We start from the raw sequence: 18163 nt of genomic DNA, 5'->3' as shown, positions 1-18163 counted from the left end.
GCAACCCGATACGACAAACGCGACGACAATTTCCTCGCATCTATCCAGCTTGCTTCAATTCGTATTTGGCTTCGATCTTATGAGTCGGTCACCTAAAGTAGATATCCGAATTTCTAGCTATTCCCGAATGATCAATACGCGCAATCTTTAAGCGCGGTCGGGTCCCCGATTTCGCGACGCCTGTTTATGGGCGCTTTGGGAGACCAGGACTGAAGTTCAACCGAAACAGGGCAGGGGCCATAACAGGGAGGAATAAAGCGATGCCTATTCCACAAGTATCCGACACAATTCATCTCAGTGACGTGCATGCCGGTGATGCCAATGCCGGTAACGGCGCTGATGGCTATAACTACGGTAATATCAACTATAATCCGAGTGCAGTTGTTGCCAACACGCAAAGCGTGGCGGGCGCAACAGTAGACGTGCATAGCGGCGATTCCCCCTGGTTAAGCGCCAGCTGGGATGCAGGCCATGCCGGTCATGGCGGTGGAGCCGATGCAGCCAATGGCTTTCTCGCCAATATTACCAATCATGGCGATGGCGGAGCCGGTGGTGACGCGAACTCCAATGGCAGTCTGGGCTCGTCAAGCGGCGGCAATGTAGGGGCAGCGACTGCCGATACAAGCGCTGTTCAATATACTGAGCTTCTTGCGGACCAGCACGCCACTATTCTTGCAGGGGTTGGCGGCAATGGTGGTAACGGAAATATGGCACGCGGTGGCGATATCTCGGCCGCGCTCGTGCACTCAAACCCGGAAACCCACACGACAACGACGACGACCAATGACATCGCGAGCTTTGCTAATAGTTTTAACGACAACTTTCACGATATTGATCTGAGCCACATGCCGATCTGATCGGTAGTTGGCTTCAGATTGAATCATTGGAAAATTCGATCTGGGAGCAACGGCTTCGGCCGCTGCTCTCCCGTTTTACCGGTTTCCACAAGGCTGATGGTGCATTGCGAGCATTGGAGGCGGTTGCAAGGGGCTGGTATGTCAACGGAGATTGGACGATGACGGCGGCATTTGCGCAACCACGCTATACGGTGACCCCACTGGTCGCAGCGCTCCGTCGGTGTTACGCCGCCTTTGGGTTGGTCTTCGCCTATAGCTGCGGATACAATATTTTTCTGCTCGCACCTTCCATCTATCTTCTCCAGATTTATGATCGCGTTTTGTCGAGCCGCAGTGTCGACACGCTGTTGATGCTGACAATCATCATCGCCGTGGCGGTTGTGGTTGGGTCTTTGCTCGATATCGTGCGCCGCGCCGCATTGTCCCGGATCGGTAGTTGGCTCGATCACCAGTTGCGTCCTATCGTCATGAACGCATCGTTCGAATATGCGGCACGCGCTGATGCGGGAGCCGCCGCAGAACATTATCGCGACCTTTCGGTTCTGCGCCAGTTTCTGGATTCGCCCTCCTGCGCGCTTTTGTTCGATCTGCCATGGGCCCCGGTTTTCCTTGCATTACTTTTTCTGGTTCACCCACTGCTGGGCTTCATTGGGCTGGGCAGCGCCTTGATCCTGCTCCTATTGGCGTTGCTGAACGAGCTTGTGACACGTGAATTGAATGAACAGGCAAATCTTGCGCAAGCGCGAAGCCATTCCCGCTTCATCATGGCGCTGAAATATATTGGCGTTATTCGCGCTATGGGCATGCAGCATGGTGCGGCTCACCTCATCTATCGAGATGCTGAAGCTGTCAGAGCGGCTCAGGACAGTGTGATACGCAGGACCGAGGTTGTTTTAGCGTTTTCGAAGTCGGTACGCACGCTGACCCAAATTCTGATGATGGGTGCTGCGACTTGGCTCGTGCTTCAAAACAACAGCAATCCCGGAATTATTTTTGTAGCCAGCCTGCTGCTTGGACGTGGACTGGCGCCGGTCGAGGGCGCAATCGGAGCCTGGCGCGCACTTGCTTTCGTGCGCGGTGCATTCAATCGCCTGAACCGGATGCTCACGCTTATTGTTCCTTGTGAGGACAGGCGAACCATTCTTGTTCCGGAACCGAGGGGCCAGCTGGTTCTCGATAATGTCGGCTATCGGCTCCCGTCATCGGATCATTTCATTTTGCGGGGCGTCTCGTTTCAGGTTGCCGCGGGCGATTGTGTGGCGCTGATCGGGCCGTCCGGTTCGGGTAAATCCACGCTTGGGCGGATTCTGGCGGGCGTTTCACGGCCGACATGCGGATGCGCTTTTCTGGGTGGCATCGACATCGCCTTGTTGCGCCATTGTGACAATGCCCGTCACATTGGTTATCTTCCGCAAGACATTGAGCTCTTCGGCGGTGCAATCAAGGATGTCATTGGTCGGCTTGATGGATCCGACCCTCAAAAGGTGATTGAGGCGGCAAAACTGGTCGGGCTGCATGAGGCGATTATGCGGTTGCCCCAAGGTTATGATACAGACATTGGAGAAGGAGGGAGCCTGCTTCTTCGGGCACAGCGCCAACAATTGGGACTGGCGCGCGCAGCTTATGGCAATCCGCCTCTCGTTGTGCTCGACGATCCGAATTCTAGCCTCGACTATGAAGGCGAGCGCCTGTTGTTTGACGCCATTGAGCGCATGAAATGCAGGCAGATAACCATTGTGATCATTACCCATCGAATGGGCATATTGCCCGTCACGGACAAGATTGCCGTGATGCGTGATGGTATGGTCAGCGCCTTTGGTGATAGCGAGAAAATTTTCGATGCTTTCCTTCGCGTTCCTGCCAAAACCGGACCATGAGGGGGCAATGCAATGGCGCTGGTCTATCTTGATGTTCCATTGAAGGTCGTGAACGCGTTCAAATTCCGTCTGGAGCTGGTTGCGCAACAGCTGATGCTGTGGCGGCTCGCATCTCCACCGATACTTGTAGACCAACGCAAAACATTGCCAGCGCCGGTGACCTCCCGGCCAAGGTTGCGCGGGGTTGCCTGGACTGGAAACTTGCTGGTTTTGACGTTTTTAGCCGGGTTTGGTCTGTGGGCAATTCTTGCGCCACTCAAAAGCGCGGCAGTTGCTGTGGGCATCGTCGAAGCGGAGACCAGTCGTAAAACCATTCAACATCTGGAGGGCGGTATCGTTCAGCAGATTTATGTCCACAACGGAGATCTGGTTTCTTCCGGGCAGGTGTTGATCAAGCTTGATGATACCAAGCCGAGAACGGAACTTGTCGGCCTTCAGGGCCAGTTGTGGGATGCGGAGGCAAGCCGCGCGCGGCTGGTCGCGGAACAGGGAAACGAGGCGCAGCTCGCGTTTCCGCCGGAGCTGGCGCGACTTGTTTCGCATAATCCGGCAGTCAGCGCGATTGTTGTTGGCCAGCGGAGAATTTTCGAAGCGCGGCGTGATGTCTATCGATCCGAAATTGCTATAACGCATGAAAAAATGGAGCAGGTGAAACAGGAGATCACCGGTCTGGTAGCCCAAAAACTGGCGCTGTCGTCACGGGTGGAGATTACCCGTCAGCAGTTGGACATGATTGATCCGCTGGTCAAGAAAGGTCTTGAACGCAAAACAAGCCTGCTGAACCTCGCGCGGGAAAAAGCGGACCTTGATGGACAATTTGGAGAAACGACGGCTCAGATTTCCCGTGCTTACCAGGTGATCAATGAAGCGCAGGCCAATCTCATCAAACTGGAAAGCGACCGGCAAAATGAGATCGCAAAGGAACTGCGCGACACTGAGAACCAGCTGTTTTTGTTGAACGAGCGATATCGCGCCATTGATGATCAACTAAACCGTACGGCGATTAAGGCACCAGAGGCGGGCATTGTTATGGATTTACGTATTCATACAACAGGCGGAGTGATTGGCGCAGGCGAACCGTTGCTCGATCTTGTGCCACAGGACGGCAATATGGTTGTGTCTGCACATGTCAGACCTGAAGATATCCATCTTGTTCATCAGGGGCTGAATGCGCAGGTACATCTTCTACCCTATGATCAGCGACGCGTGCCGCTTTTGAAAGGGAGGGTCACTTATGTTTCTGCTGATCGCCTGTTGGATAAGGTCACAGGTCAGCCCTACTATGCTGCAACGATCCAGGTCACCGATGATGAATTGTTGCAGGCAGGGGATATAGAGATGATCCCAGGAATGCCGGTGCAAGCTTTGATCGAAACTGGCCAAAGTAGCGTCGCTCTTTATGCCGTCAGGCCTTTGCTGGATAGCTTCCATCGTGCATTCCGCGAGAATTGAATTTGTTTCGCTTATTGCACCGTGTTTATACCCGGAGATGTCTTTGCTCCCAAAAGCAGCACGACCTCCGTTCTGTTTTGAACCCGCAGTTTGCGCATGATATGCTGCAAATGCATTTTCACGGTATTCCCCGAGAGGTTGAGTTTTTCCGCAATGATCTTGTTTGAATGACCACGCTGAAGCTCGGTGAGAACATCGACTTCACGAGGTGTGAAACCGGCAATGGCGGCCATCCGCGGAGCGCGGCTCACCGTCTCATTGTCATCGTCGAGCATGTCTTCTAAAGCTGACTTGCCATTGATGGAGATGGTCGGTTGGATGCTGCCGTGAGCGCCTAACGGATGTGGGCAAAATACGCCGCCTGCAAGCACCAGCCGCACACCAGCAAGCGCTATTTCCACCGGAAGAGACGAGGTGAAAAAGCCTCGTACTCCCATTTTGATCGCCTCTGATTCCATCAGGATATCGTCCCGGTTGGAAAGCAAGGCGATCGATGCTGCCGGAAAATGCGTTTGAGCAGCCAGCAAATCTTCCAGCAGGGTTGGGCTATCGATTGCTCGCCCCGCCAGATCCAGGGCGATAAGCGCGACATCTCTTCCAATCGCCTTTGCCAGATCGGCAGTAGAAGCCATATCGATAAAGTCCCACCCGGCGAGTTCGTGAGCGAGGAATTTAACGACGCATGTGCGCGCAAGCGTATGTTTGGCCACGATAACCATGGTCGGAAGGCTGCGCATTTTGCGGCGTTTTCTCTCAAGATCGGCTGACACTACAGGCTCCGCTTTTCCAATGACCGGAGGTCTTTTCCATCGCTCACGAGATCTATCGAATGCTGCACAATGTCCGAATGAAGTCATCTCACACCACGTTGGTGGCGCGAGAAATTAACATCCCATTCTACCATAAAAGGTGGTACCGGATTTAAGCATTTTCCGGCCTAAGCTATACAATTGGGTTTATTGCTTCCTAACTTATTGCGTTGATTTGGATTAATGATTTCCCGTTCTGCGTGGGCGCGTTTCACGATGGCCAACGCCGTTACAAGCGTGTTACTCAACGGATAGGATAAATTGGCAGTCCACTATGCGGCGATAAAATGGAAGAGAAGCAAAAGACCACCGTAACAATCGCTGTGTTGGCCGCTGGGCAATCGTCGCGTTTGGGTGGCGCAAACAAGCTGCTTGCCATTTTTGACGGCAAGTCACTGATCCGCCGTTCTGTTGAAGTTGCGATGCAAACCAGTAGTGATCGGGTTATCGTCGTTACCGGACATATGGCCGGAGATATCGCGGCAGCGCTGCAGGGGATGGACGTTGCCATCGTGCATAACGCGGCATATGCCACAGGTCTTGCGAGCTCGATCAAAGCTGCATTGGGGGCGACAACGGCAGATTGCGATGGGCTTATGATTCATCTTGGTGATATGCCTGCCATCAATGCACATCATATGCGCACGATGGTCGATTGCTTTCGACAGCATAAAGGAAAGGCCGTCATCCGCGCCGTTATCGGTGAGGGCGAGCGAGGCAATCCCGTCATTTTACCGCGACAGCTTTTTAAAGCCATTTCCGCGCTCTCCGGCGATTTGGGTGCAAAGCGCGTTATAGAGGCGAGCGATATTCCTGTCATTGATGTACCAATTGGCGCCGCTGCCAGAATTGATGTCGACACGAGAGAGGCACTTTTGGAGGCCGGGGGCCGTATCGTTTGACTGACGACAAAATGGTGTCCCCCTTGACCTGACCACTATTTTCGACAACCAGTATCGGTCTTCGCATTCATTCAACGATAGCATCAGCAAGCGGTCCTTTTCCATGAACAAAACAGCCCGAAGCATTCTGGCCGGAACTGCCGAGGGGCCAATCCTCGCAACAACCGAACCGCTCAGCTTCTGGGGCGGGGTCGATCCCGCTTCGGGTAAAATCATCGACGTGCATCATCCGCTTCACGGACAGAGCATCAAGGGCGTTGTGTTGATGATGCCATCGACGCGCGGTTCGTGCACAGGCTCTGGCGTGCTGCTCGATCTTGCGCTGAACGGCATGGCGCCTGCAGCGCTGGTCTTCTGTCAGGCTGAGGACGTGGTGACTCTCGGAGCGCTGATTGCGGATAAGATGTTCGGTAAATCTTTGCCGGTCCTGCGTCTGGCACCGGAAGATTGGGAGCGTCTGCGAAAAGAGGAGAAGGCCGCGATCACGCCAACGGCCTTAACCGCGCCCGGTCTCACGCTGTCGCTCGTTCAATCGAAGGAGGCCGGTCTCGATCTTTCTGCCACTGATCAAGCCATGCTTGCGGGTGAAGAGGGCGAGGTTACCAAATTTGCCATGGAAATCATCTGCACGATGGCGGCAAACCAGGGGGCTGAACGCCTTATCGACGTTGCGCAGGCTCATATTGATGGCTGCATCTATGCAAGTCCGGCCAATCTGACCTTTGCCGAAAAAATGGCGGATATGGGCGCGCGGGTCCGTGTTCCGACGACGATGAATGCCATCTCTGTCGATCGGGAGCATTGGCAGACACAAGGTGTGCCTGCAGCCTTTGGACGGCCAGCCGCACGGCTCGCCGATGCCTATGTGCGGATGGGATGCCAGAATACGTTCACCTGCTCGCCCTATCTGTTGGAAACCGCTCCGAAACAGGGTGAGAGGATTGCATGGGCCGAAAGCAACGCGGTCATCTATGCCAATACCGTGCTTGGCGCACGCACTGCGAAGCATCCGGATTTTCTGGATCTTTGCATAGCGATCATCGGGCGCGCGCCGCTTTCCGGCGTTTATCTCGATCAACATCGGTTTGCGGAACGGATCATTGATGTGGATGTGCCGGTGGCGTTCGATGATGCCTTCTGGCCATTGATCGGTTATCTGGCGGGTAAAGTTTCGCCGGATCGGATTCCGCTGTTGCGGGGGCTCGAAGAAGCCAAGCCGACCGCGGAGAACCTGAAAGCTCTCTGTGCTGCCTTCGGTACGACGTCCGCCGCACCGATGCTGCATGTTGCAGGCGTTACGCCGGAAGCACATCTCGTCTCGCCCGCAGCTGATGAGGCGCGTATCACGAAGCATGATATGGCGGACGGCTGGCAGTTGTTGAACGACGGGCCCGATAGCGTGGATCTGGTAGCTATCGGCAGCCCGCATGCTTCACTGGAAGAATGTCGCGCATTTGCTGATGCATTGCAGGGCACTAAGGCGGTCACGACGACAATTATAACCGCAGGGCGTCAGGTTATCGCCAGCGCGCGTGGCGAGGGCACGCTGGAAAGGCTGGAAGCTTCAGGCGTTCAGGTTATTCCGGATCTTTGCTGGTGTTCGATTTCCGAGCCGGTTTTTCCAGTTGAAGCCAAGGCGCTGATGACCAATTCTGGCAAATATGCCCATTATGGGCCTGGTCTATCCGGCCGCGCAGTACGTTTCGGCAGTTTGGTGAGTTGCGCGCAGGCGGCGCAGACAGGTCGCGTCGCGCATGGCTTGCCAAAATGGCTGGAGGCGTAACGAGCAGGGAATGCCTGTTCTGCTTGTCATGTTCTGGGCTGTAATGCGGGCTCATGGCGATCAATGAGCGGCGAAGGTGACGCAAACTGCCAAAGCTTGTTGTAGTCGCCAATTTTAATGCTGGAGGCGTGGGTGGTCACGCCATATTCGGAGAGACTTGCAAAACTGCGTGACAGATTTTCGGGCGTCATGCCGAGATAGGCCGCCAGAACACGCTTTTCATATTGCAGCACGACGACGTCAGTACGCTCGGTCGCCAAAGACTCCCTGATGATCCAGTTGGCAAGACGCTGAATGCTGCTTCGCAGTTTGTGTGCCTTAAGTTCTTTTACGAGTTTTCGGTAGGCTCTTGCGGTTTCGAATACGACAGCGCGCATGAACCCATTGTCTTCGTTGAGAATTTCCCGCACCAGACTGGATGGGACCATTAAGATACGCGCAGAGGTCAGTGTTTGCGCGGTCTGCAAGCAAACGTCGTCATTGAGCACGGCGGCCAATATGAAAACGTCGGCAGCACCCAGAACTTCGAGAACTGTCTCGCTGTCGTCGGACTTGGCGGACATCACGACAAGCCCGTCCAGAACGACGAACAGAAAGTCGGCCGACTCATCTTCTTTCAGAAGCACAGTGCGGGCAGGAAATGATTGGACGAAGCTTGGTCGAATAATCCGATCAAAATTCGCGTCCGCGATTTCCGCAAACAGAGGAAGCTTTTTCAGTCGATAGATATCGTCTTTCTGCATAAAGCATACTCTTATGATCAAGTTATCGGTATAAATTCTTGATAATTATCAATCATAAAATTACATAAAGTCAATACATAGAGCGATATAATTCTATTGAAGTCTTAATTATTGTAGCATTTCATTTTATTCTTGAAAAAATTAATAATTTTGATCTTAATCAATGTATCCAGCAAACAATCGACGCATATGTGCAAACGAAACCTATGATGGTATTCAATTCGGAGTACGCCTATGCCAAATGTCGAGGGAGCTGCCCCGAGGGGGCAGTCAACAGCTCTTGCCATGAGCACCGTTGCGTTCACGACATGCTTTGCGGTTTGGACAATATTTGCAATCATCGGAATTCAGATACGCTCTGAGCTTGGTTTGTCCGAGACGCAGTTTGGTTTGCTTGTCGGCACGCCCATTCTAACCGGGTCTCTGATCCGTGTCATACTGGGCATTTGGGCCGACCGTTACGGCGGGCGCCTGATTTTCGCGCTGACCATGCTTATTTCAGCGCTTGCAACCTATCTCCTGACCTTCGCGACAAACTATCCGCAAATGCTGACTGCCGCGCTTGGCGTTGGTGTGGCTGGCGGATCGTTCTCGGTCGGTGTCGCCTACGTATCGCGCTGGTATCCGCCTGAAAAGCAGGGCGTTGCGCTCGGTATTTTTGGCGCAGGGAATGTCGGTTCCGCCGTCACGAAGTTCTTCGCGCCGATCGTCATGGTCGCCTTTGGTTGGCATGCCGTTGCGGAAATCTGGGCCGCGGCAATGGTCATCATGGCTCTGGTCTTCTATTTCACGACAAGCGACGATCCCGTTCTGGTCGAACGTCGCCGCACTGGCGAAAAGCCTGCCAGCACACTCATGGAGCTTGAGCCGCTCAAAAACGTGCAGGTCTGGCGCTTCTCGCTTTACTACTTCTTCGTTTTCGGTGCGTTTGTGGCTCTGGCCCTATGGCTGCCGCAATATCTGATCCATGTTTATGGTGTCGATATTCGCGTTGCCGGTATGATCGCCGTCTTCTTCTCTGTTCCTGCCAGCTTGTTCCGCGCCTATGGCGGCCATCTTTCCGATGTCTACGGCGCACGAAAAGTCATGTACTGGACGTTCCTCGTCTCGCTGGCGGCAACGTTTGTCCTGTCATATCCGCCGACGGACTATATCATCCAAAGCGATAAGGGACCGCTTAGCTTTCATGCTGAAATGAGCGTGGTTGGTTTCACCATTACTGTCTTTATCCTCGGCTTCTTCATGGCTTTGGGCAAAGCCGCCGTGTTCAAACATATTCCGGTCTATTATCCGGGTAATGTGGGTTCGGTTGGCGGTCTGGTCGGCATGATCGGCGGTCTGGGCGGTTTTATCCTGCCTATTCTGTTCGGTGTGCTTCTGGACCTGACCGGCTTGTGGACGAGCTGCTTCATGTTGCTCTTTGTCATCGTCGCCGTCTCCTTTGTCTGGATGCATGTTTCGATCCGCCAGATGGAGCGCGCGGCACAGGGTAAGGCTGCGGAAGAACTTCCGGCCTTTGCAGAATTGCAGGGACTGAAGAAAGCGGAGATCAAGCCGAGCAAGAGTGACGCGGTTTTGACCGATTGGCGCCCTGATGACCCAGTCTTCTGGGAGCAGAAGGGCAAGAAGATTGCCAAGCGTAATCTGTGGCTTTCCATTCCTGCCCTCCTCTTGTCCTTTGCTATCTGGCAGGTCTGGTCTGTGGTGGTGGCAAAACTGCCGCTGGTAGGCTATCAGTTTACCACTGACCAGTTGTTCTGGCTGGCGGCTCTTCCCGGTATTTCGGGCGCAACATTCCGTATCTTCTATTCCTTCATGGTGCCGATCTTCGGCGGCCGCCTGTGGACCACATTGACCACCTGGTCGCTGGTCATTCCGGCCATCGGCATCGGTTATGCTGTGCAGAACCCGAACACGCCTTACTTCGTGTTCCTACTCCTTGCGCTCTTCTGCGGCTTTGGCGGCGGCAACTTCGCCTCGTCCATGTCCAACATTTCGTTCTTCTTTCCGAAACACGAAAAGGGCAATGCAGCGGCGCTCAATGCGGGCCTCGGTAATCTCGGTGTCAGCGTGGTGCAGTTCGTGGTGCCGCTCGTCATTACTGCCGGTATCTTTGGCAAACTCGGCGGCGATCCCGCAATGGTCGCGACCGAGGCTGGCAATGCACCGCTCTGGCTGCAAAATGCCGGTTTCATCTTCGTACCGTTCATTGTCATCACAGCTTTCGCCAACTGGTTCGGCATGAACGATATAGCCTCGGCCAAGGCGTCCTTTGCCGATCAGGCTGTCATTTTCCGCCGCAAGCACAACTGGATTATGTGCTGGCTTTACACCGGCACATTCGGTTCGTTCATCGGCTATTCGGCGGGCTTCCCGCTTTTGACCAACATCCTGTTTCCAGAGGTCAATGCACTCCATTACGCCTTCCTTGGCCCGCTCGTCGGCGCACTGTCACGGTCAGGTTCGGGTTGGCTGGCGGATAAATATGGCGGTGGGCGCGTGACCATCTGGGCATTCGTGCTGATGATGATCGGTGTTGCAGGCGTGCTGTGGTTCGTCGGTGTCAAAGACCAGCCGAACGCTTTCTGGGGCTTCTTCGCATCCTTCGTCCTGCTGTTCTTTGCAACCGGTATCGGCAATGCATCCACCTTCCAGATGATCCCTGCGATCATGTCGAAGGAAATGGTCCGGCTGATGCCAAATGCCACCCCGGAGGAGCGCCGTCACGAAGCGGAAAAGGAATCTGCCGCCATCACCGGCTTCACCTCGGCCATCGCTGCTTTTGGCGCGTTCTTCATTCCGAAGGGCTACGGCACCTCGATCAGCATGACTGGCGGACCGGAAGCTGCACTCTGGGCGTTCCTGATCTTCTACGTGACCTGCCTCGTCATCACCTGGGGCGTCTACACCCGAAAAGGCGGTCTGCTCTACGACGTGGAACATGCCCGCAAACCGGCACCTGCCGCTGCCTAACGATAGAATGTGAGGATAAAATCATGAGCCTGCTCCTCGATCGCCTGAACTTTCTTGCGCGCAAGAATGTCGGCACCTTTTCGGAAGGCCATGGCGTCACCACCAATGAAAATCGTGATTGGGAAGACGCCTATCGTAAGCGCTGGCAACACGACAAGATCGTCCGCTCTACCCATGGCGTAAACTGCACCGGCTCCTGCTCGTGGAAGGTTTACGTCAAGGGCGGGATCATCACCTGGGAAACCCAGCAGACGGACTACCCACGCACCCGCGCCGATCTTCCCAACCACGAGCCGCGCGGTTGTTCGCGCGGGGCGAGCTATAGCTGGTACGTCTATTCTGCCAATCGCGTGAAATACCCGCTGATCCGCTCGCGTCTCCTGAAACTGTGGCGCAGAGAGCGTGCGATGAAAACGCCGGTCGCCGCTTGGGCTGCAATCCAGCAGGATCCCGCCAAGCGCGCGGATTATATGAAGGTACGTGGTCTTGGCGGTTTCGTGCGCGCCAGCTGGGAGGAGGTCAACGAGATTATCGCTGCCGCGAACGCCTATACGACCAAGACCTATGGGCCGGATCGCGTGATCGGCTTTTCGCCGATCCCGGCGATGTCGATGGTGTCCTACGCGGCGGGCTCCCGCTATCTGTCGTTGCTTGGCGGCGTCTGCATGTCGTTCTACGATTGGTATTGTGATTTACCGCCAGCTTCCCCGATGACATGGGGTGAACAGACCGACGTGCCGGAATCGGCTGATTGGTACAATGCCGGGTTCCTGATGCTCTGGGGTTCCAATGTTCCGCAGACCCGTACGCCGGACGCGCATTTCTACACCGAGGTGCGCTACAAGGGCACGAAGTCGGTTGTTGTTTGTCCCGACTATTCGGAAGCGGCCAAGTTTTCCGATCTGTGGTTACATCCCAAACAGGGAACGGATGCCGCGCTCGCCATGGCGCTTGGTCATGTCATCCTGCGCGAATATCATCTGGACCGGCAGGTTCCCTATTTCGAGAATTATTGTCGCCGCTATAGCGATTTTCCGATGCTGGTCATGCTCAGCAAGAAGGACGGGCAATATGTGCCGGATCGGTTCTTGCGGGCTTCCGATTTCAAGGGTGATCTCGGCGAAGGAAACAATCCAGACTGGAAGACCGTCGCATTCGACACCAAGTCAGGCGCCTATGTTGCACCGCAAGGCTCCATCGGCTTCCGCTGGGGGGATGACGGCAAGTGGAACCTCGAAGAAAAGGACGGCAAAGGCAAGGACGTCGAACTGGCCAAGAGCTTCATCGATGTGGACAGCCATGATGCAGTCGCTGATGTGGCTTTCCCTTACTTCGGCAACCGCGAGCATGATTATTTCGAAGGCACAGACCATGAAAGCGTGCTTGTGCGCAAGGTTCCAGCCCGCAAGCTGAAGCTGAAGGGCGGTGAGGTTATGGTCGCCACCGTGTTTGACCTGTTTGCAGCCAATTATGGTCTTGATCGGGGTCTTGCTGACAAGAATTCAGCCAAGTCTTATGACGAGGCTCTACCCTATACCCCGGCATGGGCCGAAAAGATTACTGGTGTTCCACGCGATCAGATTATCGCGGTTGCGCGAGAATTCGCGACCAATGCGGAAAAGACCAATGGTCGCTCCATGGTCATTCTGGGGGCTGGTCTCAATCACTGGTACCATATGGACATGAACTATCGCGGCATCATCAATATGCTGGTGATGTGCGGTTGTATCGGCCAGTCTGGTGGTGGCTGGAGCCACTATGTGGGACAGGAAAAACTGCGCCCGCAAACTGGCTGGACAGCGCTCGCTTTCGCGCTCGACTGGAACCGTCCGCCGCGCCACATGAACTCGACCTCGTTCTTCTATGCCCATACCGACCAATGGCGCTACGAGACGGTCAAGGTGCAGGATATCTTGTCCCCGACCGCGCCTGATGGTGCATGGGACGGCACTTTGCTCGATTACAACATCCGTGCCGAACGCATGGGCTGGCTGCCATCTGCGCCACAGTTGCAGACCAATCCTTTGGACATAGCAAAGGAAGCATCAAGCTCCGGCAAGGAACCGAAGGACTTTATCGCCAATGCGCTGAAGAATGGCACAGTCACCATGTCCTGTGAGGACCCGGACCACGAAGCCAACTGGCCGCGTAACATGTTTGTCTGGCGCTCGAACCTGCTTGGCTCATCAGGCAAGGGACACGAATATTTCCTGAAGCACCTGCTCGGTACCTCCAACGGATTGCTTGGCAAGGATCTGGGGCAGGACGGCGCGCAGGAAAGCCGCGAGGCGGTCTGGCACGAGAATGCGCCGGAGGGGAAGCTCGACCTCCTCGTCACGCTCGATTTCCGCATGTCTACGACCTGTGTTTATTCCGATATCGTTTTGCCGACTGCTACCTGGTACGAGAAAAACGATCTCAACACATCCGACATGCACCCCTTCATCCATCCTCTGTCGAGTGCGGCGGACCCGGCATGGGAAGCGCGCAGCGACTGGGATATTTTCAAGGGCATTGCGAAGAAATTTTCCGAAGTGACCCCTGAAGTGCTAGGTGTCGAACAGGACGTTGTTCTGGTGCCGACCCTGCACGATACCGCGGGCGAACTGGCGCAGCCCAAGGACGTGCTCGACTGGAAAAAGGGTGAGGTTGAACCGATCCCCGGCAAGACCATGCCTTCGGTCGTCGTCGTAGAACGTGACTATCCAAACCTCTACAAACGCTACACCTCGGTTGGACCTCTTCTTGACAAGCTCGGCAATGGCGGCAAGGGCATTTCGTGGAATACCGAGCATGAGGTCGATCTGCTGGCCAAGCTCAACGGGAAAGTTGAAGAGCCGGGTGCAAGCCAGGGCCGCCCGCGCATCTATACCGACATTGATGCAACGGAAGTCATTTTGTCGCTCGCGCCGGAAACCAACGGCGAAGTGGCGGTCAAGGCGTGGGAAGCACTTTCGAAGTTTACCGGACGCAACCACTCCCATCTGGCGATCCCCAAGGAAGACGAAAAGATTCGCTATCGCGATATCGTTTCACAGCCGCGCAAAATCATTTCGTCCCCGACATGGTCGGGCATTGAATCAGAGAGCGTGTGCTACAATGCGGGCTATACCAATGTTCACGAGCTTATTCCGTGGCGCACCCTGACAGGCCGCCAGCAGCTCTATCAGGATCATTTGTGGATGCGTGCCTTTGGTGAAGGTTTCTGCGTCTATCGTCCACCGATCGATACAAAGACGGTCAATCCAGCGATCCGCGAGAAGGCGGACGGCAAACCGCATCTGGTGTTGAACTTCATTACGCCGCACCAGAAATGGGGCATTCACTCGACCTATACTGATAACCTCTTGATGCTCACGCTCAATCGCGGCGGGCCGGTGGTGTGGATTTCGGAGCCGGATGCTGCAAAAGCGGGCCTCGTCGATAATGACTGGGTGGAAGTCTATAACGCCAATGGAGCCATTGTAGCCCGTGCGGTTGTCTCCCAGCGCATGAAGGACGGCACTGTCTTTATGTACCATGCGCAGGAGAAAATCGTGAATACGCCCGGTTCGCCGCTGACTGGCCAGCGTGGCGGCATTCACAACTCCGTTACGCGTATCATTACCAAGCCGACGCATATGATTGGCGGCTATGCCCATCAGTCTTATGGCTTCAACTATTACGGAACAGTTGGGTCCAACCGCGACGAGTTCGTGGTGGTTCGCAAGCTTGACCATGTGGACTGGATGGAAGGTCCGCTGGAAGAAGGCAAAGCTTCGTCATTCGCCAAGGAGGCAGCAGAATGAAAATTCGTGCTCAAATCGGAATGGTGCTCAATCTCGACAAGTGCATCGGCTGCCATACCTGCTCGGTGACGTGCAAAAACGTCTGGACCAACCGTGAAGGCGTGGAATATGCCTGGTTCAACAATGTTGAGACCAAACCCGGCATCGGCTTCCCCAAGGAATGGGAAAACCAAAAGAAATGGAACGGCGGCTGGGTCCGCAAGAAGAATGGCAAGATCGAGCCCAAGATGGGTTCGAAATGGCGCATCCTGGCCAAGATTTTCGCCAATCCCGACCTGCCCGAAATCGACGATTATTACGAACCGTTCGATTTCGATTATGGTCATCTCCAGACGGCAGGCGAGAGCAAGACCATGCCGACCGCCCGTCCGCGTTCGCTGATTTCGGGCGAGCGGATGGAAAAGATCGAATGGGGTCCGAACTGGGAAGAAATTCTCGGCGGCGAGTTTGCCAAGCGTTCGAAGGATTACAATTTCGAGGGCGTCGAAAAGGAAATTTACGGCCAGTTCGAAAACACCTTCATGATGTATCTGCCGCGTCTGTGCGAGCACTGCCTCAATCCGACCTGTGTTGCGGCTTGTCCATCGGGCGCAATCTACAAGCGTGAGGATGACGGCATTGTCCTGATCGATCAGGAAAAGTGCCGCGGCTGGCGCATGTGCGTTTCCGGCTGCCCTTACAAGAAAATCTATTACAACTGGAGCTCGGGCAAATCCGAGAAGTGCATCTTCTGCTATCCGCGCATCGAAGCCGGTCAGCCTACAGTGTGCTCGGAAACCTGTGTCGGTCGCATTCGCTATCTTGGCGTCATGCTTTATGATGCTGATCGTATTTCTGAAGCCGCTTCCACGGCCAATGAGCAGGATCTCTATCAGGAACAGCTCAACATCTTCCTCGACCCGAACGATCCTGCGGTGATCGAACAAGCCCGCAAGGACGGTGTGCCGGAAGCCTGGCTGGAGTCTGCCAAGCATTCGCCAGTCTATAAGATGGCGATGGAGTGGAAGATTGCCTTCCCGCTCCATCCTGAATATCGCACCTTGCCGATGGTCTGGTATGTTCCGCCGCTCTCGCCACTGCAGTCGGCCGCCGCCGCAGGCAAGCTCGGCATGGACGGACCATTGCCCGATGTGCGCTCCATGCGCATTCCGGTGCGCTATCTCGCCAACCTTTTGACGGCGGGCAAAGAAGAGCCGGTCATCTCGGCGCTGGAGCGCATGCTCGCCATGCGCGCCTATATGCGCGCCAAGACCGTTGACGGTGTTCTTGATGAGGCGATTGCTGATCGCGTCGGCATGAGTGGCGCGATGATCGAGGAAATGTATCACATTATGGCTATTGCCAATTATGAAGACCGCTTTGTCATCCCGACCACCCATCGCGAAGTGACCGAAGACGCTTATGATATGCGGGGGTCGTGTGGCTTCACCTTCGGGAACGGTTGTTCAGGTGGTTCGTCGACAGAAGACCTGTTCGGCTCCAAGCGCCCGAAGCTGGTCCAGACGCCAACAGATATTTTCAGGGAGCGTGTGTAATGAACAAGACCCTGAAAATCATATCGCTTTTGCTTTCCTATCCGACCGCCGAGCTCCAGCTTGGCGGGCATGAGCTGAAAGATGTGCTTGCGGAGGAAAAACTTTCATCCGGTATCCGCAAGCTTCTTGACGGCCTTACCGATTACGTCTGCAACTGCGATCTCTATGAGGCGCAGGAGCGTTATGTTCATCTGTTTGATCGGACGCGTTCGCTGTCGTTACATCTTTTCGAACACGTCCATGGCGAAAGTCGTGATCGTGGTCAGGCCATGGTTGACCTGATGAAGATGTATGACGACAACGGCTTTGTCGTGGACGCCAAGGAATTGCCGGATTATCTGCCGCTGTTTCTGGAGTTCCTCTCGACGCGGTCGCCGGAAGAAATCCGCGATCTTCTCAGCCAGACAGGCCATATCACAGCAGCAATCGGTGAACGTTTGCGCAAGCGTCAGTCGCCTTATGCGAACGCCTTTGCGGCGCTGCTTCATGTCGCCAATGCCAAACCGGACAAGAATCTTGTCGGTGAGTTGCTTCGACAAGAAGAAGATGATCCGAACGATCTCGCTGCGCTCGACCGCATATGGGAAGAGGAGGTCGTGACCTTCGGCGGCAATGCGGGCGAAAATTCCTGCGGACCGGACCGGTTGCGTACGCAGATGCGTGCTGCGCAACGAAAAGCCGGAAGCCAGTCCAACCCATCACACCTATAGGAGACGGAAAATGGCTTATATCCATACGTTTCTGTTTGGCATCTATCCCTATATTGCGCTCAGCGTGCTCGCGCTCGGTTCAATCTTCCGCTACGATCGCGAGCCATATACGTGGCGTTCCGGATCGAGCCAGCTTCTGCGGCGCAAGCAACTTATGTGGGGCTCGGTGCTTTTCCATGTCGGCGTATTGTTCATCTTTGCCGGGCACTTTGTCGGGCTTCTGACGCCGATCTGGGTTTTTGACACGCTTGGCATCAGCCATGAGGCCAAGCAGATACTGGCCGTTGTCGCAGGTGGAATCGCGGGCGTGATGGCTATCATCGGCGCATCACTTCTGGTGCATCGACGGGTTTTCGATCCACGTGTTCGCGCGTCGTCGCGCCCAAGCGATACGCTGATCATCATTCTGCTCTGGATCCAGCTTCTGCTCGGCCTTAGCTCGATCCCGATCTCGTTACAGCACATTGATGGCCATGAAATGGTGAAGTTCATGAACTGGGCGCAAGGTATCTTTACCTTCAATCCCGAAGCTTCAAGCTATATCACCGATGCATCAATCGTCTTCAAGATGCATATTTTCCTCGGGCTCACCATCTTCCTGTTGTTCCCGTTCACGCGTCTTGTGCACATGTTGAGCGCTCCGGTGCGTTATATCTGGCGGCCGGGCTATCAGGTGGTACGTGAACGCAACCATACAGCGCAGCCCTCGCATATGCGCCTGCCTGCGGAGTAAA

Annotated in this window: 12 protein-coding genes; 10 read left to right on the top strand and 2 right to left on the bottom strand. The window is 54.9% G+C overall.

Annotated features, from left to right (window positions below; all coding sequences use genetic code 11):
- Positions 1 to 260 precede the first annotated feature (260 nt).
- The 3 genes from FHW03_RS16370 (at position 261) to FHW03_RS16360 (ending at position 4186) form a co-directional block, all read left to right on the top strand.
- Positions 261 to 857, top strand: a complete 597-nt coding sequence (locus FHW03_RS16370) for a PE-PGRS family protein (RefSeq protein WP_182521598.1) — start codon at positions 261 to 263, stop codon at positions 855 to 857.
- 158 nt (positions 858 to 1015) lie between these two features.
- Complete coding sequence (locus FHW03_RS16365) at positions 1016 to 2734, top strand: type I secretion system permease/ATPase (RefSeq protein ID WP_182521597.1); 1719 nt, start codon at positions 1016 to 1018, stop codon at positions 2732 to 2734.
- A gap of 12 nt (positions 2735 to 2746) precedes the next feature.
- Positions 2747 to 4186: an HlyD family type I secretion periplasmic adaptor subunit gene (locus FHW03_RS16360; RefSeq protein ID WP_182521596.1), complete on the top strand. Its 1440-nt coding sequence runs from the start codon at positions 2747 to 2749 to the stop codon at positions 4184 to 4186.
- Positions 4187 to 4197: 11 nt separating this feature from the next.
- Here the strand turns inward: FHW03_RS16360 and FHW03_RS16355 are convergent, their stop codons facing one another.
- A complete protein-coding gene (locus FHW03_RS16355; protein ID WP_182521620.1) occupies positions 4198 to 4905 on the bottom strand; it encodes a response regulator transcription factor in 708 nt (235 codons plus the stop codon).
- A 377-nt stretch (positions 4906 to 5282) separates the two neighbouring features.
- Between FHW03_RS16355 and FHW03_RS16350 the strand changes: the two genes are divergently transcribed.
- Both FHW03_RS16350 and FHW03_RS16345 read left to right on the top strand, forming a co-directional pair.
- A complete protein-coding gene (locus FHW03_RS16350) occupies positions 5283 to 5897 on the top strand; it encodes a nucleotidyltransferase family protein (protein ID WP_182521595.1) in 615 nt (204 codons plus the stop codon).
- A gap of 103 nt (positions 5898 to 6000) precedes the next feature.
- The gene (locus FHW03_RS16345; RefSeq protein ID WP_182521594.1) at positions 6001 to 7680 is read left to right on the top strand and encodes an aconitase X; all 1680 of its coding nucleotides are present in this window, start codon (positions 6001 to 6003) and stop codon (positions 7678 to 7680) included.
- Positions 7681 to 7706: 26 nt separating this feature from the next.
- On the opposite strand, the gene FHW03_RS16340 is transcribed toward FHW03_RS16345, so the two are convergent.
- Entirely contained in the window at positions 7707 to 8423 is a 717-nt protein-coding gene (locus FHW03_RS16340; RefSeq protein ID WP_182521593.1) for a cyclic nucleotide-binding domain-containing protein, read from the bottom strand.
- 234 nt (positions 8424 to 8657) lie between these two features.
- On the opposite strand from FHW03_RS16340, the gene FHW03_RS16335 reads away from it, so the two are divergent.
- From FHW03_RS16335 to narI, 5 genes are read left to right on the top strand one after another with little or no spacing between them, the layout of a single operon-like run.
- The gene (locus FHW03_RS16335; protein WP_182521592.1) at positions 8658 to 11396 is read left to right on the top strand and encodes an MFS transporter; all 2739 of its coding nucleotides are present in this window, start codon (positions 8658 to 8660) and stop codon (positions 11394 to 11396) included.
- A 23-nt stretch (positions 11397 to 11419) separates the two neighbouring features.
- Entirely contained in the window at positions 11420 to 15184 is a 3765-nt protein-coding gene (locus FHW03_RS16330; RefSeq protein ID WP_182521591.1) for a nitrate reductase subunit alpha, read from the top strand.
- Positions 15181 to 16719 (top strand): nitrate reductase subunit beta, encoded by a 1539-nt coding sequence (narH, locus tag FHW03_RS16325; RefSeq protein WP_182521590.1) that lies wholly within the window; start codon positions 15181 to 15183, stop codon positions 16717 to 16719. Before FHW03_RS16330 ends, narH begins: the two co-directional genes overlap by 4 nt.
- The gene (gene narJ / locus FHW03_RS16320) at positions 16719 to 17429 is read left to right on the top strand and encodes a nitrate reductase molybdenum cofactor assembly chaperone (RefSeq protein WP_182521589.1); all 711 of its coding nucleotides are present in this window, start codon (positions 16719 to 16721) and stop codon (positions 17427 to 17429) included. The genes narH and narJ overlap by 1 nt, the downstream gene beginning before the upstream one ends.
- Before the next feature lie 10 nt (positions 17430 to 17439).
- Positions 17440 to 18162 carry a respiratory nitrate reductase subunit gamma gene (gene narI / locus FHW03_RS16315; RefSeq protein WP_182521588.1) on the top strand — a complete coding sequence of 241 codons (723 nt, stop codon included), beginning with the start codon at positions 17440 to 17442 and terminating at the stop codon, positions 18160 to 18162.
- Position 18163 lies beyond the last annotated feature (1 nt).

The organism is Ochrobactrum sp. RH2CCR150, assembly GCA_014138095.1.
Taxonomy (GTDB): domain Bacteria; phylum Pseudomonadota; class Alphaproteobacteria; order Rhizobiales; family Rhizobiaceae; genus Brucella; species Brucella gambitense.
The sequence above is the reverse complement of the archived record's forward strand: the minus strand, read 5'-3'. Positions and strand labels throughout refer to the sequence as shown.

What these genes read in the sequence shown, in the direction of transcription:
- FHW03_RS16370 (WP_182521598.1), top strand. Translation starts at nt 261, where the DNA reads ATGCCTATTCCACAAGTATCCGACACAATTCATCTCAGTGACGTGCAT.
- FHW03_RS16365 (WP_182521597.1), top strand. Translation starts at nt 1,016, where the DNA reads ATGACGGCGGCATTTGCGCAACCACGCTATACGGTGACCCCACTGGTC.
- FHW03_RS16360 (WP_182521596.1), top strand. Translation starts at nt 2,747, where the DNA reads ATGGCGCTGGTCTATCTTGATGTTCCATTGAAGGTCGTGAACGCGTTC.
- FHW03_RS16355 (WP_182521620.1), bottom strand. Translation starts at nt 4,905, where the DNA reads ATGGTTATCGTGGCCAAACATACGCTTGCGCGCACATGCGTCGTTAAA.
- FHW03_RS16350 (WP_182521595.1), top strand. Translation starts at nt 5,283, where the DNA reads ATGGAAGAGAAGCAAAAGACCACCGTAACAATCGCTGTGTTGGCCGCT.
- FHW03_RS16345 (WP_182521594.1), top strand. Translation starts at nt 6,001, where the DNA reads ATGAACAAAACAGCCCGAAGCATTCTGGCCGGAACTGCCGAGGGGCCA.
- FHW03_RS16340 (WP_182521593.1), bottom strand. Translation starts at nt 8,423, where the DNA reads ATGCAGAAAGACGATATCTATCGACTGAAAAAGCTTCCTCTGTTTGCG.
- FHW03_RS16335 (WP_182521592.1), top strand. Translation starts at nt 8,658, where the DNA reads ATGCCAAATGTCGAGGGAGCTGCCCCGAGGGGGCAGTCAACAGCTCTT.
- FHW03_RS16330 (WP_182521591.1), top strand. Translation starts at nt 11,420, where the DNA reads ATGAGCCTGCTCCTCGATCGCCTGAACTTTCTTGCGCGCAAGAATGTC.
- narH (WP_182521590.1), top strand. Translation starts at nt 15,181, where the DNA reads ATGAAAATTCGTGCTCAAATCGGAATGGTGCTCAATCTCGACAAGTGC.
- narJ (WP_182521589.1), top strand. Translation starts at nt 16,719, where the DNA reads ATGAACAAGACCCTGAAAATCATATCGCTTTTGCTTTCCTATCCGACC.
- narI (WP_182521588.1), top strand. Translation starts at nt 17,440, where the DNA reads ATGGCTTATATCCATACGTTTCTGTTTGGCATCTATCCCTATATTGCG.